This window comes from Antrihabitans cavernicola, from assembly GCF_008297975.1.
Taxonomy (GTDB): domain Bacteria; phylum Actinomycetota; class Actinomycetes; order Mycobacteriales; family Mycobacteriaceae; genus Antrihabitans; species Antrihabitans cavernicola.
Map to the genome: position 1 here is coordinate 582,442 of NZ_VLNY01000001.1, position 14,815 is coordinate 597,256.

General features: G+C 64.1%; 21 protein-coding genes. 13 read left to right on the forward strand and 8 right to left on the reverse strand.

What is annotated here, in order from left to right; translation table 11 throughout:
- Positions 1-101: 101 nt before the first annotated feature.
- On the forward strand, positions 102-542 hold the full coding sequence (locus tag FOY51_RS02835; RefSeq protein ID WP_149428653.1) for a VOC family protein: 441 nt from the start codon (positions 102-104) through the stop codon (positions 540-542).
- Position 543: 1 nt separating this feature from the next.
- Positions 544-1,218 (forward strand): winged helix-turn-helix transcriptional regulator, encoded by a 675-nt coding sequence (locus FOY51_RS02840; RefSeq protein WP_149428654.1) that lies wholly within the window; start codon positions 544-546, stop codon positions 1,216-1,218.
- Between the two features lie 59 nt (positions 1,219-1,277).
- On the opposite strand, the gene FOY51_RS02845 is transcribed toward FOY51_RS02840, so the two are convergent.
- Positions 1,278-1,451, reverse strand: coding sequence for a CsbD family protein (locus tag FOY51_RS02845; protein ID WP_149428655.1), 174 nt, complete (start codon positions 1,449-1,451; stop codon positions 1,278-1,280).
- A gap of 187 nt (positions 1,452-1,638) precedes the next feature.
- Here FOY51_RS02845 and FOY51_RS02850 point away from each other — a divergent pair, with 187 nt between their 5' ends.
- Entirely contained in the window at positions 1,639-2,253 is a 615-nt protein-coding gene (locus tag FOY51_RS02850) for a dihydrofolate reductase family protein (RefSeq protein ID WP_149428656.1), read from the forward strand.
- Between the two features lie 32 nt (positions 2,254-2,285).
- Complete coding sequence (locus tag FOY51_RS02855) at positions 2,286-2,609, forward strand: YciI family protein (protein ID WP_149428657.1); 324 nt, start codon at positions 2,286-2,288, stop codon at positions 2,607-2,609.
- A gap of 4 nt (positions 2,610-2,613) precedes the next feature.
- Here FOY51_RS02855 and FOY51_RS02860 read toward each other — a convergent pair whose 3' ends face one another.
- Positions 2,614-2,919, reverse strand: coding sequence for a putative quinol monooxygenase (locus FOY51_RS02860; RefSeq protein WP_149428658.1), 306 nt, complete (start codon positions 2,917-2,919; stop codon positions 2,614-2,616).
- 3 nt (positions 2,920-2,922) lie between these two features.
- The gene (locus tag FOY51_RS02865) at positions 2,923-3,759 is read right to left on the reverse strand and encodes a dienelactone hydrolase family protein (RefSeq protein ID WP_214633048.1); all 837 of its coding nucleotides are present in this window, start codon (positions 3,757-3,759) and stop codon (positions 2,923-2,925) included.
- 205 nt (positions 3,760-3,964) lie between these two features.
- Between FOY51_RS02865 and FOY51_RS02870 the strand changes: the two genes are divergently transcribed.
- Together FOY51_RS02870 and FOY51_RS02875 are read left to right on the forward strand one after the other, a co-directional pair.
- On the forward strand, positions 3,965-4,543 hold the full coding sequence (locus tag FOY51_RS02870) for a TIGR03086 family metal-binding protein (protein WP_149428659.1): 579 nt from the start codon (positions 3,965-3,967) through the stop codon (positions 4,541-4,543).
- A gap of 2 nt (positions 4,544-4,545) precedes the next feature.
- The gene (locus tag FOY51_RS02875; protein ID WP_149428660.1) at positions 4,546-5,388 is read left to right on the forward strand and encodes an NAD-dependent epimerase/dehydratase family protein; all 843 of its coding nucleotides are present in this window, start codon (positions 4,546-4,548) and stop codon (positions 5,386-5,388) included.
- Between the two features lie 93 nt (positions 5,389-5,481).
- Here the strand turns inward: FOY51_RS02875 and infA are convergent, their stop codons facing one another.
- The 3 genes from infA to FOY51_RS02890 all read right to left on the reverse strand — a co-directional run bounded on the left by infA (position 5,482) and on the right by FOY51_RS02890 (position 7,305).
- Positions 5,482-5,715 (reverse strand): translation initiation factor IF-1, encoded by a 234-nt coding sequence (infA, locus tag FOY51_RS02880; RefSeq protein WP_149428661.1) that lies wholly within the window; start codon positions 5,713-5,715, stop codon positions 5,482-5,484.
- Positions 5,712-6,509, reverse strand: coding sequence for a GNAT family N-acetyltransferase (locus FOY51_RS02885; RefSeq protein WP_149428662.1), 798 nt, complete (start codon positions 6,507-6,509; stop codon positions 5,712-5,714). The genes infA and FOY51_RS02885 overlap by 4 nt, the downstream gene beginning before the upstream one ends.
- A 193-nt stretch (positions 6,510-6,702) precedes the next feature.
- On the reverse strand, positions 6,703-7,305 hold the full coding sequence (locus FOY51_RS02890; protein ID WP_149428663.1) for a dihydrofolate reductase family protein: 603 nt from the start codon (positions 7,303-7,305) through the stop codon (positions 6,703-6,705).
- A gap of 256 nt (positions 7,306-7,561) precedes the next feature.
- Here FOY51_RS02890 and FOY51_RS02895 point away from each other — a divergent pair, with 256 nt between their 5' ends.
- The 7 genes from FOY51_RS02895 to FOY51_RS02925 are packed head-to-tail and all read left to right on the forward strand — an operon-like array spanning position 7,562 to position 13,805.
- Complete coding sequence (locus tag FOY51_RS02895) at positions 7,562-8,911, forward strand: MFS transporter (protein WP_235916066.1); 1,350 nt, start codon at positions 7,562-7,564, stop codon at positions 8,909-8,911.
- 5 nt (positions 8,912-8,916) lie between these two features.
- On the forward strand, positions 8,917-10,125 hold the full coding sequence (locus FOY51_RS02900) for a CaiB/BaiF CoA transferase family protein (RefSeq protein WP_235916068.1): 1,209 nt from the start codon (positions 8,917-8,919) through the stop codon (positions 10,123-10,125).
- Positions 10,122-11,315, forward strand: a complete 1,194-nt coding sequence (locus FOY51_RS02905) for an acyl-CoA dehydrogenase family protein (protein WP_149428666.1) — start codon at positions 10,122-10,124, stop codon at positions 11,313-11,315. Before FOY51_RS02900 ends, FOY51_RS02905 begins: the two co-directional genes overlap by 4 nt.
- A gap of 49 nt (positions 11,316-11,364) precedes the next feature.
- The gene (locus tag FOY51_RS02910; protein WP_149428667.1) at positions 11,365-12,369 is read left to right on the forward strand and encodes a LysR family transcriptional regulator; all 1,005 of its coding nucleotides are present in this window, start codon (positions 11,365-11,367) and stop codon (positions 12,367-12,369) included.
- Entirely contained in the window at positions 12,362-12,718 is a 357-nt protein-coding gene (locus FOY51_RS02915; protein WP_149428668.1) for a YidH family protein, read from the forward strand. Before FOY51_RS02910 ends, FOY51_RS02915 begins: the two co-directional genes overlap by 8 nt.
- Entirely contained in the window at positions 12,715-13,014 is a 300-nt protein-coding gene (locus FOY51_RS02920; RefSeq protein ID WP_149428669.1) for a DUF202 domain-containing protein, read from the forward strand. The genes FOY51_RS02915 and FOY51_RS02920 overlap by 4 nt, the downstream gene beginning before the upstream one ends.
- Positions 13,011-13,805 carry an enoyl-CoA hydratase/isomerase family protein gene (locus FOY51_RS02925; protein WP_149428670.1) on the forward strand — a complete coding sequence of 265 codons (795 nt, stop codon included), beginning with the start codon at positions 13,011-13,013 and terminating at the stop codon, positions 13,803-13,805. Before FOY51_RS02920 ends, FOY51_RS02925 begins: the two co-directional genes overlap by 4 nt.
- On the opposite strand, the gene FOY51_RS02930 is transcribed toward FOY51_RS02925, so the two are convergent.
- Both FOY51_RS02930 and FOY51_RS02935 read right to left on the reverse strand, forming a co-directional pair.
- A complete protein-coding gene (locus tag FOY51_RS02930; RefSeq protein ID WP_149428671.1) occupies positions 13,806-14,387 on the reverse strand; it encodes a carboxymuconolactone decarboxylase family protein in 582 nt (193 codons plus the stop codon).
- Complete coding sequence (locus FOY51_RS02935; RefSeq protein ID WP_149428672.1) at positions 14,387-14,710, reverse strand: carboxymuconolactone decarboxylase family protein; 324 nt, start codon at positions 14,708-14,710, stop codon at positions 14,387-14,389. The genes FOY51_RS02930 and FOY51_RS02935 overlap by 1 nt, the downstream gene beginning before the upstream one ends.
- Positions 14,711-14,815 lie beyond the last annotated feature (105 nt).

Genomic DNA, 14,815 nt, shown 5'->3' on the forward strand with positions numbered 1-14,815 from the left:
CTCATCACGAAGTACCGTACTTGCTATTGACAAGTGAACTTGCAATTTGCAAGCATTGGTTCACCGGAGCACCGGCCAACATCGACAGGGGAGCAACCGTCATGGCTACGAAAATCTTTGTGAACTACCCGATCTCGGACCTCGAGCGCAGCAAGGCGTTCTACACCGCCCTCGGCGCGACTATCGATCCGCGATTCACCGACGACAACGGCGCGTGCTTGGTGTGGGGTGAAGACATCATCACGATGATTCTCAAGCGCGAGTTCTTCGCCAGCTTCACCGACAAGCAGGTCGCCGATCCGGCAACCACGGCGCAGATGCAGCTTGCGTTCTCCCGCGACTCCCGGGAAGAGGTCGACGCCGTGGTCGAGGCCGGTCTCGCGGCAGGCGGCACCGAACCGAAGCCCGCCCAGGACTACGGGTTCATGTACAGCCGTGACATGGAGGACCCCGACGGCAACATCGTGGCGTTCATATTCATGGAACCGGCAGCGGTGGAACAGGGCCCCGAGGCGTACATGGCTGCGCAGGCACAGGCCTGACATGGCTGCCCGCAGTTACGGGCAGTACTGCGGGGTCACCACCGCCGTCGAGCTGGTCTCGGAACGCTGGGCCCTGCTCATCATCCGTGACCTGCTCGTCGGGCCGCGTCGCTACACCGACCTCAAGCAAGGCCTGCCCAAGATTCCGACGAACATCCTTTCCACACGTTTGAAGGAGCTGCAGGAGGGCGGTGTGATCCGACGGGTCGCCCTGCCCCGGTGCGGACTCGTCTACGAGCTCACTCCGTATGGGCACGATCTCGAGCCCATCGTGCTGGCACTCGGTCGCTGGGGGTTTCGGTCCATGGGCGACCCCAAGGAAGGCGACGTCGTCACCGCCGACTCGCTGACAATGGCCCTTCGGACCGCGTTTCGCCCGGAATTCGCTTCGACCGCACTGGATTTCCAGGTTCGAGTGGACACCGTCGAGTTGCGCGCAAAGGTCGACGACGCCACGCTGACGGTAGTCCAGATCGCTCCCCCTGCACCTCCCGTCGGAGGCTCGCTGCCCAGCGACGCACCCGAACTGAGTTTCGCAACGGGGCCCGGACTCCGTCATCTGATCGCGGGCACTCTGACCGCAGCACAGGCCGTCGAGCGAGACGTGGTCACCCTGTTGAAGGGAGACGTCGAATTGCTCGGGGTGTTTACCGAGCTCTTTCGAATCGACGTCTGAACGCGCGTGAGCGGGCAGTGGACCTGCCCGCTCACCGCGTCGTCTGTCTTGATGCGCAACTACTTCTTGAAGGCGTCCTTCACCTTCTCGCCCGCATCCTTCAGGCTCGACTTCGCCTGATCAGCCTTGCCTTCGTTCTCCGTGTCGGAGTCGCCGGTCACTTGGCCGAGCTTCTCTTTTGCCTGGCCCTGCAGGTCTTCGAGCTTGTTCTTGGCTTTGTCGATGCCGCTCATGTATGCCTCCTGAGGCTGTTGGTGGGCGGGATCATTGCTCCCGCATGCCAACTTCGGGTACCCCAGCTCGGCAAGTTCAATCGCAGCGAAGGAAATTCGGGCGGTGTTGTCGGATCGAGGCGGCATCGTTCGTAGAAGGGGTGAGGCAGCCCGACAGCGGCTGCGACCAGGCAAAGGACACACGATCATGAAGCTGACAACCATCACTCAGGTCACCATCGACGGAGTTGTTCAGGGAAACGGCGGCGCATCGGTGGAGGACCGCAAGAACGGATTTCACCGCGGTGGCTGGGCCATGGGAAAGGGTGACGCGGACACGGCGGAGTTCATCAACCGGACCTATCACCGCGCCGACGCATTCTTGTTCGGTCGTCGGACCTACGAATTGTTCGCCGCCTCTTGGGGAACCTTCACCGAGCAGGATGCTCCTGGCCGGGAGCTCATCGTTCGTGCGTTGAACACACGGCCCAAGTACGTGGCATCGACGACGATCACCGATCCGGCATGGTCGGGAACCTCCGTGCTGCCCGACGACCTTGCGACCGCCATCGCCGATCTGAAGGCAACGCCGGGCGGCGAGCTGCAGGTGCACGGCAGCGGCACCTTGGTCCGCTGGCTGCTGGCGAGCGGTCTGGTCGACGAGATGACGCTGCTGACCATTCCAGTGATCGTCGGCCAAGGAACGCGGTTGTTCCCCGCTGACGGCCCGGATCTCGCGCTGGACCTGCTCGAGTCGCGCGTCGACTCGAAGGGCGTGACGATCCAGGTCTTCCGTCCCGCCGGAAGCCCCCAGTACGTGTGACGCCACCTTTCACCTCAGGAGATGATTGTCCGATGCAGTTTCTGGTTTCCGTCATAACGCACAGCACCGAGCTCGCGCACCCCGACGAGCAGGCCGCCATCGACGTGTTCAACGACAAGCTTCAGGCCCAAGGCCATTGGGTGTTCGCAGGCGGGCTCACCGCGCCCAGCGCAGCCACCGTCATCGACAGCCGGGGGCCCGAGCCCACGCTCACCGACGGGCCGTTCGTCGAGTCGAAGGAGTACCTGATCGGCTTCTGGATCCTCGAAGCGCCCGACCTCGACGCGGCGCTCGAACTCGGCAAGCAGGCGTCGACGGCATGCAATCGCAAGGTCGAGGTGCGGCCGTTCCACTGAGGGATTATCGGTAGTGGATTGCGGTGCCATACGTGCCCTCCGGTGGCTCGCGCAGCAAGGCAAGCATCTGCTCGGTGACAGCCCGCACCGCCGCCGACGTTGTGGTCTGGTCGTGGGTTTGCCTGTCGGTCCACAGCTCGGTCACCCAGACCGTGTCGGAATCGGTGAGAGCAATGTTGATGCTGTAGCCCAGCAGATCAGGGCTGCCACCGGCGTCGACGGCGTCTTGAATCAACGCCACTACCTCGTCGCGGCGGCCGGGCAGTGCAATCATCCGCCCGTACACACTGAAGTGATCATTCGCTGCCATCGGTCATGCCTTCTCTGTCGCAGGTTTCAGTCGCTCACACAGGAACGCGAGGATCTCGTCGCGCGCCTTCGTTGTCGGGTGGCCCTCCTCGTCGACGAAATGGGCCGTGACGACGCTGTGCGGCGTGACGACCAGTTCGCGAAAGAAGGGCGGCGGATCGGTGTTGGCACTCGCGTCAGGTAGGACGTGTCCTTCGAAAGCGTCGCCGAGCAGGGCACGGTAGGCCGCGAAACGCTGTGCGGTGCACCATTTGTCGCCGTCGAATCGGTAGCCGAGGACGCGCAGTCCGTCGTCGGACACCCGGCGACGAATGGCCTCTGCGTCCTCGTCGCCGATCTCCAGACCGCCCGGGTCGTCCAGCGGCAACGACGGGTGGTTGACGACGGGTGCGACGACCGCCGGGTCGACGGCCATGGTGAGCGCGAAGTTTCCGGTGAAGCACAGACCGATGGCGCCGACCCCGCTGCCACCGCATTCGGCAAGTGCCTGGCGTGCGAGTCCCCGCAGCCACGTCGCGATCGGGCTGGTGCCGGCGCCCGCTAACACTCGGAATTCTGCGCTGACGCACGCCCGGCGCATAACCTGCGCACCTGCCTCCGATTCGGGGTAGGCACCGTCGGTGCCGAACAGCGACGGAACGTAGACCGTGAGGCCCGCGTCCCGAATCCAGCGTGCGAATCGGGCGACGTCGGGGCTGATGCCGGGCATCTCCGGCATCAGGACGACCGCGGGACCTGCACCAGCGGTGTAGACAGTCTTCGTGACGCCGTCGACCGCCACGAGCCGCTTCGTGAAGTCGGCCATCGCGTCGCTGCTCGCGGGCGAATCGTTGCGTCCCATGTGCTCTGACTCCCCTGGTTCGGTCGAGCGCGCCCTCCCACCTTGAACCTTCCCCTAGGTGGAGAGTCAAGGCGGACAGCGACATTGACACCGATCAACATTGACAGCGCTTCGCTCGGGTGCCCAAGATCGAAGCATGCAGGCGCAACCTGCATATAGCACTATATAGTCAGGCTACCTTCCTCGGATCTGATCGGAGTTCGACGTGCGTGAGATCGAATCCCTGAACTTGCTGCCCGTGGCCACGAAGGTCAGCGCGCTGGCACACAATGTCGGTAGTGATCAGTTCGCCGACCCCACACCGTGCGACGAGATGCCGGTGAAGACGCTGCTCGAACACCTGATGGTGGCCATGCGCTATTCGGCAAGCGCAGCAACCGGCGTTCCGCCCGAAGACGATCCGAAGATCGAGATCTCACCCGACGACGATTCCTGGAAGGCCGAGTTCACCCGACGCGCAACGGCTCTCGCAACGGCGTGGGCCGATCCCGAAGCCTGGCTCGGTAATGCATCGGCCGGCGGCGTCGAGACGACCGCGCAGGAAGCCGGTCGGGCCGCGGCCATGGAACTCGTGCTGCACGGGTGGGATCTGGCGACTGCGACGAAGCAGCCTTTCTCCCCCGACGATGCCGCGGTCGGTGCGGTGGTCGAGATCATGGAGGCATGGGCCGACGCAGAGGGCCGCGAAGTGGCGTTCGGACCGGTCGTCGATGTTCCCGACGACGCGCCGCCCCTCGCCCGCGCGCTTGCGTTGTCGGGTCGAAATCCGGAGTGGTCGGCCTGATCGTGCGCATACTTGTTGCCGGCGGTACCGGCGTTCTCGGGTCGAGGATTTCCGACTCACTGGTGGCCGTGGGGCACCAGGTCACCGCAACGTCTCGACATCCCGAACATGTTGTGCCCCAACAGGGTATCGAGCTGCGCGCGATGGACGCCTTCGACGCCGACCAGGTGCGACAGGTCGTCGCCGACTCCGCGCCGGACGTCATCGTGCACCAGCTCACCGACCTCGGCGGGAAGGACAGCGGCGCCAACGCCGACATCAGACGGGTCGGCACGCGGAACCTCATCGATGCCGCGCACGCTGCGGGCGTCGAATCGATTATTGCGCAGAGCATTTCGTGGGCTTACGAGGGAACAGGGCGCCCGGCAGTCGAGAGCGACCCGCTCGACCTGTCCGCGCACGGTCCACGAGCCGTCACCGTCGGCGGCGTGCATGCCCTCGAAAGTGCGGTGCGCGAACTTCCGCACCATGTGATCCTTCGCTACGGAACGCTGTACGGCCCACGCACTTGGTACGCGCGCGACGGCGATATCGCCGCGCAGGCACATGCCGGTCGGCTGGTTCCGGCAAATGCACTGACGTGTTTCGTGCACGTGGACGATGCCGTCGCCGCAGCGGTGGCGGCGTTGGGTTGGCCGTCGGGTGCGGTTAATGTCGCTGACGACGATCCCGCCGCCGATACAGAGTGGATCCCAGCGTTCTGCCGAGCTGTCGGAGCCCCTGTGCCCGAAGAGATTCGATTCGAGACGCCGCCGACAGGTTCGGCGCTGGAGACCGCCAAGGCATCGAGCCTCGGCTGGTCGCCGGTGCATTCGAGCTGGCGAGAAAGCCTCGGGCGCAGTTGACCTTGTCGAGGTCACTTCGCCGAAGCAGCTTGCCCGGCATCTCGTGACCAGGGGCTCGACACTGCTGTGGGCCGAGCCCCTGGTCACGAAGATCTACGACCGATACGCGGGATACCGGAAGAGAATCCGCCCGCGAGCCAGGTCGTACGGACTTAGCTCCACCAAGACTCGATCGAACGGCACGATCTTGATGTAGTTCTTCCGTATCTTCCCGCTGATGTGCGCGAGCACGGTGTGCCCATTGGAGAGCTCCACCGTGAACATCGCGTTTCGTAGGCACACCAACACGACGCCGTCGATCTCGATGCCCTTGCTCTTCTTGGTCATCGCAGCACCAGTTCCAGGTTGCAGCTGACTCGCTGGGCACCGACGCCGTCGAACAGCGCGGCTGCCGCGGAATTGGATTCGTCGACCTCGCAGTACGCCGGTCCCCGGCCATCGGAGTGCAGAGCGGCGAGTGCATGCGCCAGCAGCGCCCGTGCCACGCCTCGACGTTGCTGGTCGGCTCTGACTGCGATCAGGCCGATGCGCGGCCGTCGCGTTGCCCGCACCACCCGAACCATGCCGACATAGCGGTCCGATCGCACTGCCACAGCGTATTTCGACGGGTCGACAACTGTGTCGCCGCTCGGGCCGTGCAGTATTTCGGCGGGCATGTGCTGCCAACCGATACTCGCCTCGACCTCGTCGCGGATTGCCCGGTCCACTGCGCGCAACGGACCCTCCGCAGCAGTCCCCGCCGGCAAAATCGTGACTCCTGGTGGCGGGGCCGTGGCGTCGAGTCCGGTGATCGTCGGATCTGTGGGAACGGAGTATTCCCATTCGCGGCGGTGCGGTGTGAAGCCCGTCCGCAGCCAGGCAGTCGTCAGATCCGTCTCCGACTCGTCGACCACGGTGTAGATCGGCTTCGGCAGCTCTGTTCGCAAAACCGTTACGAGCTGGTCGAATACGCCCGCGTGCCAGGTGTCGATGCTGACGAAGAGTCGTCCGTCGGGGCGTCGGGTGACATCGCCGCTGCCGACTGTCCGGTCGTCCACCGTGGCCAACCATTGGGTGTCCGCGACCCGCGTGATAGCGGCGGGAGGCTCGTCTGTTTCGAAAGTGAATTGTTGTGAGTACATAGTTGTTGCCTTTCGGGATTGCCTTTTCTCAGGCGCTCCCGGCGACAACTACGACGTTCGCCCAACCGTGACGGCAAGGGGGAGCACCCATTTCGATGCAGCGTTCATGGGTCACACCTCCTTGCACGATCACACGGTCGACCACAAGCTAGCAGCCCGTCTACGACTGCCACCACTTATTTATCGGCGGGCGCTACGTCCGGCGGTAGCGGATGTGCGTTGCCAACGGTGAATGCAGCACTTCCGTGGGCTCGAAGTCGAAGGACTCGACCCCGTCGAACATGCGCTCCCCCGCACCGAGCAGGACCGGCACGATGTCGAGAGTGAGCTCGTCGATCACGCCGGCGATCAGCGCCTGGCGGACCGTCGAGGCCCCACCGGCGATGTCGACACCCTTGTCCCCTGCCGCCTCGCGCGCTGCGGCGTACGCCGCGTCGAAGCTGTCGGTGACGAAGTGGAATGTCGTCCCGCCGTCCATCTGGATCGGCTCGTGCGGGTAGTGGGTCAGCACGAAAACCGGTGCGTGATAAGGCGGTTCGTTGCCCCACCAGCCAGTCCAGTCCTCGTCCCAGTCGCCGCGAATGGGTCCGAACATGTTGCGGCCCATCACATATGCGCCCCGCGGGCGCATGAGCCATTCGGCGGCGATCTTGTCGGCGTCGTTGGCACGCGGGTCGCCGATGTGCCAGCCATGTAGCTCCAGCCCCCGCTTCCCCACTCCCGCTTCCCGGCTTTGTTCCGGTCCGGCGACATAACCGTCCAACGAGATAGACATGTGGCAGGTGGTGTCCGACACGATGAGCCTCCAAGTAGTTACGACTTACTGATCGGTGCGTACCCCGACCGGTGCTGTCCGAATGGTGTGTACCGTATCCAATCCAATGCTGACCTGCACCTATAGGCAGGACCGAACGGACCGATCGGGTATTGCCCGTTGATCGGACTTCTCCGCGCAGTTGTGATGGACGTAACGCTCTGTGGTGCCGGTCACGCGGCACCGGCCGGAGCATCGCAGCTATCCAGCCCAGCAATTTCGGAGGATTCTCATGGTGATGACAGAAACTCGCCCCCGCGAAGTAGGCGCCCCGCCTGTGCGCCGTCGAACCGACAAGCGCGCGTGGGGCGTCGTCGTATTCATGTTCCTGTTCTTCACCCTGAACTTCGCCGACAAGGCGGCGGTCGGTCTCTCCGCGCACCAGATTCGTGACGAGCTGGGCCTGAGCGCCGGCCAGTACGGACTGCTCAGCAGCGCTTTCTTCTGGCTCTTCGCCATCGGCGCCGTAACCCTGACGGCGGTGCTCCGCAAGATTTCCTACACCTGGGCAGCAGGCCTACTCATGCTGGCATGGGTCATGAGCATGGCCCCGCTGACGGTGTCGGTGTCGGTCGGTGTGCTGATGGCGTGCCGAATTACGTTGGGGTTCTTCGAAGGACCGGCGCACGCCCTCTGCCAGTCGATCATCGCGGATCGCTTCGCGCCGGATAAGCGGGCAACCGCAGGCGCCATCGTCAACGCCGGTTCGTCCGTTGGCCCGCTGATCGCCGCACCGACAATCACCTGGGTCATTCTGACCTGGTCGTGGCACGCCGCATTCGTGGTGCTCGTCGTAGTCGGCGTCGCTTGGCTGATCGGCTGGATCTGGTTCTCGGAGCGGTTGCCTTTCAAGAAAGTCGACGACTCGGCTGCAGTTGTCACCAAGGACAAGCCCGCAGATCCCAACGGCGACATCGTGGTTCCGTTCTATCGACTGCTCACCCTGCGCAGCTTCTGGGGCCTGGCGATCCTGTCCTTCGCCGGCTACCTCATCTCGTCGCTGAAGGTCGCGTGGCTTCCCGCGTACATGAACGAAGGCCTCGGCTACTCCAGCGGGACCGTCGGCACCCTCGTCACACTCCCCTACATCGTCGCCGTCGTGTGCCTGCTGTCCGCGGGCATGCTGTCCGGCAGGCTGCTCCGTCGCGGTCATTCCTCCCGGGTGGCCCGTGGCTACCTGACCGGCGCGTACCTGGTGTTCGGCGGCCTCGCGATGATCGCCTTCACCCAGCTCAGCCCGGGACCGGTGCAGCTGGTTCTGGTGATCGGCGCCTTCGCCGTCAACAGCGTGGCGTTCTCGGTGGCTTTCGCAGGCGCATCGGACTTCCTGCCCGCACACCAGCGAGTCGCATTCTTCGGCTGCATCATCGCGGTCTACAGCGTCGCCGGAATCGTCGCGCCTTACGTACTAGGCCTCATCGTCGACAACGCGCCGACGGCGGCCCAGGGTTACTCCACCGGATTCCTCTTCGTCGGCATCACCGTCTGCGTACTCGGAATCATCGGTGGACTGATGCTGAACCCCGAAAAGGCAAGAGCCAAGCTCGAACACCTCACCGCTGTGCACGCTGCACGTCAGGGCCGGTGATCACGATGAGTGGACCATTGACAGGCGTGCAGGTCATCGACCTCGGTCAGTACATCGCCGGACCCAGCGCAGCTCAGACCCTCGCCGACCTCGGTGCCGATGTAGTGAAGGTCGAGAGTCTGTCCGGCGACCAAGCCCGCGGTGTCGGCACCTTCGGCGAGGCCATGGTGCGTGCGTACAACCGTGACAAGCGCAGCATCGCGATCGACCTACGCCACCCCGAAGGCCAGCGCGTGCTGCATCAGCTGCTGGCGAAAGCCGATGTGCTGATTCAGAATTTCCGAAATGGCTCGGCGGAGCGGTTGGGCATCGGCGCCGACGATCTGATGAGCAAGTACCCCCGCCTGGTCTACGCCAATGTGACCGGATTCGGTGCCCATGGGCCGTCACGCAACCGCGCAGGTCTCGACATTGCAGCGCAGGCGGAGTTCGGCATGATGGCTGCCACCGGCGCGGCCGAGAACGACCCGCAGCGAACCGGATTTGCCGTTGCCGACGTCAGTGCCGCCAACGCCCTGGCGACGGGAATCCTTGCGGCACTCTATGAACGGACAACCACAGGCCGAGGCGCCCACGTCGAGACCTCATTGATGGAAGCAGTTCTCTCCATGCAGGCGGCGACCTGGGGCGAGTACGCACTGACCGGCGAGGCACCGCGACGCAAAGGCAACGGGCAGGCGCACGCCGCACCGGCAGCCGACGTGATCCAGCTCAGCGACGGCGCGATCGTGCTCTCCGCCTACACCCGCGACAAGTGGTCGGCGCTGTGCACGCTGATCGGCCGCCCCGACATGATCGGCGATCCGCGGTTCGCCGACAACCCGGCACGCGTTGCGCATCGCGCGGAACTGCTCGCGACGATCGGCCAAGCGCTGGAAGGGAAGACACGTAATCAGGCTGTCGCGCTACTGTCCTCCGCCCAGATCGTGTGCGGGTCCATCCGATCGTTCGACGAGATCACCGACGACGCCGATGTGTTGGCATCGAACGTTCTGGTCGACGTCGCCGATGCCGACGGAACCGCTTACACCAGTCCAGGTTTGGCGTTCACCGTGGACGGGCACCGTCGCACGTCGTCGACCGGCGCGCCCCGACCTGGCGCCGATACAACCGACATTCTGCGCGAGATCGGCTACAGCGGTCGCGACATCGACAACCTCTTCGCGACCGACGTCGTCGCAGCTCCCGAAACAGCTCGAAAGGCAACAGCATGATCGACAAAGAGATCTTCGACTACGACTTCCCCACCTACCTGAAGACGATCGCCGACTTCACCGCGTCCGAACTCATTCCTGCAGAAGACGAAATGGTCGCGGCCGGTGCAGTTCCCGACCGGATCGTGACGCGCATGGCAGAGCTCGGGCTGTTCGCGATCTCCATTCCCCGCTCCTACGGCGGTCTGGAATGGTCCATGGCGCAACAGGTTGCGCTCACACTCGAGTTCACCCGCGCATCGTGCGTGTACCGCTCGCGCTTCTCGACGGTGATCGGTCTCTGCTCGCAGGCAATTCTCGATCACGGGACCGACGAGCAGAAGCAGCGCCTCCTTCCCGAGATGGCTGCGGGCGAACTGGTCACGGCTTTTGCGCTGACCGAGGAGGGCGCTGGGTCCGACGCCGGACATCTGACGACGACTGCACGCCGCGAGGGCGACACCTACATCGTCAACGGCAGCAAGCGCTACATCACCAACGCCGGCTGGGCCGACGCGTTCGTCGTATTCGCGCGGACGGACCAGTCGATTCCAGGCGCCGACGGCGTTTCAGCGCTGATTGTCGATGCCTCGTCACCCGGTGTCCGCACCGCCTTGCCTGCGATCATGAACGGCCACGCCGAGGCGCCGGTCGGTGAGATCTACCTCGAGAACGTGGTGGTGCCCGCGTCGAACCTGCTCGGCGACATCGAGGGCGAAGGCCTGCGGATGGCGTTGCGCGGCATCAACCACGCGCGTCTGCACGTCGCGGCCACGTGTGTCGGTCAAGCGACGCGCATGCTCGAAGAGGTGACCGCACATCTCAACGCCCGCAAACAGTTCGGTGCTCCACTCTCCGAACTCGGCGCTGTGCAAGCAACTCTCGGCGCGAGCTTCGCCGAGATGGAGGCCGGGCGTGCGCTGGTGATGGAGAGTGCCCGCGCATTCGACGAGGGTGACATCCCGCGGCATCGCATCGCCGCGGCAAAGCTGTACTGCTCGGAGATGGCGAGCCGGGTGGCCGATCGGTGCGTCCAGTTGATGGGCGGCGAGGGCATTGTGGGCCCGCACCCGATTCCTCGCATGTGGCGCGACGTGCGGGCGCTCCGCATCTACGAGGGCTCGTCGCCGATCCACGAACGCAATCTTGCGAAGGCCATGATCAAGCAGGTCGGTGTCGACGGCACCCTGCCGAACTCGTATCGGGTCTGAAATGTCCATGACTGCTGAAAAGGTCGACTGTCGAAGGAATGATAGTCGTATGGACGTCCGACAGCTCGAGTACTTCCTCGCCGTGGTCGAGCATCAAGGAGTCAACAGAGCGGCGCAGCACCTGCACGTCGCGCAGGCGTCGCTGTCTCAAGGCATCCGCCAACTCGAACGCGAACTGAAGCTGTCGCTCTTCCACCGCACCGGCCGCAACCTGGTACTCAATTCGGCGGGCGAGCTGTTCCTCGAACCCGCGCGCAAGGTGCTCGACGACATTCTGGCTGCGAAAGACATCATGCGCGACGCCCGTGACGTCCAAGTCGGATCCATCACCATCGGGACCATGCCGGAGATGTCGAGCGAAGCCGTCGCGGCGTGGAGCGGATCGTTCACCAAGCTGTATCCGGAGATCCTGATCGAGTTGTCCGAATTCACCAGCGCCGCCGAGCTTTGCGACGAAGTGCTGACCGGGCATTGCGAACTCGGTTTCACGACCTTCCCCGTGCCGACGGAGAATCTGGAACGGGTTGAGCTGGCTGTGCAGCGCCTGCTGCTGGTAATGCCTCCTGGCACAGCAGTTTCCGATTCCAACGAGCCGTTCGAATTGCGCCGACTCGACGGCGTGCCGCTGGTGACCAGCAGCTCCGCGAGCCGTGAAAACGACATTGTGGCGACAATTCTGCGTCGCGAAGCCGTTGCCCCCCGGATCACCGCGCAGGTCCCTAATCGGCATGCCCAGATGACACTCGTCCTCAACGGCGCCGCAAGCGCATTCCTGCCCTTGCGCATGGCGACCGCTGCGCATCGGCTGGGTGCAGTGGTCGTCGACACGGCACCGCAGATTCGGACGCCGTTCGGAATCGTGCACCGGCCCAACGCATTGAGCCCTGCGGCGAAGAGTTTCGTGATCCAGAGCCACGCGGAGCTTGCGCGCTGGAATACGCGTATCGCTGCGCTACAGGGTACCGGCGCAACACTTCTCGACGCCGCGCTGCAGGCCGACGACGAGTTCATCATCGCCCGCCGGGCCGCCACTCCAGAGGTGACGGATGTTTAACTGGCTACCGTTTCGGGCGGGCACGGATCCCGATCCACGTTTCACTCTTGCCAACGAGCGGACCTACCTCGCGTGGGTGCGAACCGCGACGGCATTCGTTGCGTCGGGTGTGGGCCTCGAAGCGTTCGGGGCAGACGTTCTCGATCGCAGCATCCGGACACCACTGGCTGCAGTTCTGTTGCTGGCGGGCGGCGTCATTGCGATCACCGCATTTGTGCATTGGATCAGCACCGAACGGGCTCTGCGCTTCGGCAGGAAATTGCCTACCCCGGTGATGACGGTGGTGGCGGGCGGAGTGCTGGTCGTCTGCGCGTTCACTTTGGCCGTCGGCGTGATGAGCGGCGGATGACCGCCGATCAGGGACTTCAGGTCGAACGGACGTCGCTGGCGTCCACCCGGACCTACTTGTCCATCCTGGCTCTGGCAGCAGGCTGCCTTCGTTGGCTGCCGAGGACCGCGGTTGCGATTTCGGTCGTGGTGGGGCTGGTCGTTGCGGGTCTTGCATTCGCCGAATGGCGTGGGCGCAGTGGGCGAGCCGAGCAGTTCGCCGACGAGCATGTAGTCCCGTCTCTTACCGCAAGCGCGCTGTTGGCGATCAGCGTCGTATCACTGAGTATCGCCGGACTCTGGAGGCTGTTCGTATGACATCGCTGATCGAATACTCGGTCGAGGGATTCACCGCGACCGTGACATTGACCAACCCTGACCGACGTAACGCGCTGTCGCTGAACATGTTCCGAGAGTTGTCCGAGGTGCTGAGCGAGCTGGAGAAGTCGACCGAGGTCCGGGCAGTCGTTCTCACCGGATCGGGTTCGGCGTTCTGCGTCGGCGCCGATCTCGCCGCTCCGCCGGAACAGCGTTCGTTGCAAGGTGTTTCGATCGCAGGTGACATCTCCCGATTGCGCGCATCGGCGCATGTTGCGGAACAGCTGTACCGGATGCCGCAACCCACCGTCGCGGCGATCAACGGTGCGTGCGCTGGTGCAGGATTTTCCCTTGCTGCAGCAGCGGATTTTCGAATCGCCTCCGACACTGCGGTATTCAGCACCGCGTTCCTGAACGCAGGAGTGTCGGGCGACCTTGCGGGCATTTGGTTCGTCGATAAGATTCTCGGTGGTGCTCGCACGCGAGAACTGTTCATGACGCCGGACAAGTTCGATGCGGACCGAGCGTTGGAAATCGGCTTGGTTACGGGTGTGGCTCCCGCCACGATGCTCGCCGAGGCGGCACGCGAACTGGCGGACCGACTGGCGAACTCAGCGCCGGTGGCAATGCGAGCGATGAAGCAGAACGTGATTCAGGCGCAGACATCGTCGCTCGGCGACTACATCGACGCGGAGGTGGAGCGCATGGTCCGCAGCTTTCATACCGCGGATGCCAAGGAAGCCACCGCAGCTTTCCTCGAGAAAAGGCCGCCAGTGTTCGAGGGCCGGTGACTACTGGTATCCCCGTTTGAGCAGGTACTTCGCGCCGGCGTCGAAGCCTTCCGGGCTGAGCACCTCGAAATCGAAAGCGTTCGCCAGGCGGTTCGTCGTGTTGAAGGCGAAGCCGACCGCCAGCGCATCCTCGATCTGCTGCGGCGAGACGCCGGTCGCGAGCACTACGCGCATGTCGTCGGCGCTGACACTTCCCACGCGGGTCAAGGTGCCCAGCATCGCCAACGTTGCGCGCAGCCCGGCGGTGATCGGGGCGGCGTCGAGATCGGTGAGAACGGCCGCTACTTTGTCCCCATCCTTGTATGCCTGCGTTGCGGTTGCGGTGTGCGCGCCGATGCAAAACGCGCACTGGTTCGCCTGCGATACGTAGGCCGCCATCAACTCTCGATCACCGACCGACCACGTCGATTTGCCCCGCATCGCCGCGTGCGTGAACTTCTTTGCGTTGGTGCCGTAGAAATCCGAACGGTAGAAAGTGAGCTTGGCGGCGTCCGGCGCGGGGAAACCGGACATCAGCCGAATCAGCTTGAACAGGAGCTTCGGACCGACCCCGTAGCCGTTGTCGAGCACGGCGGGCCGCATCAGCGTGCCTCGTTGTCAGCGGTCGCCTCGGCCAGCGCGGCGAGTCCAGACTCGTATTGCCGAGTCGACTGGCCAACGGCGGCGCAGACGACGAGTTCGAAGAGCTGGTCGTCCGTGAATCCTTTGTCCGAGGCCCTCGCAAAGTCGGCATCGGTCACCTGAGCAGGCTTCGTCGCGACTTTGTCGAGCAGCGGTTTGAGCGAGTCCGAGAGATCGGCATTGTCGAATGCGTTGCGACGCTGATCCTTCGATGCCTGGCCCGATCCCTGCAGGATTCGCTCGACAAGGCGCTGGTGGATGGATCGTGTGTTCTCCTCGGCCATCGTTCGACCATACGTCTGCGCTCTAGGCTCGGTGATTGGATTACAGGGGTGGAGGGCGTCCCGACGAGCACGATGTGCCCGCAACATTGTGGCTGCCCGAAGAGC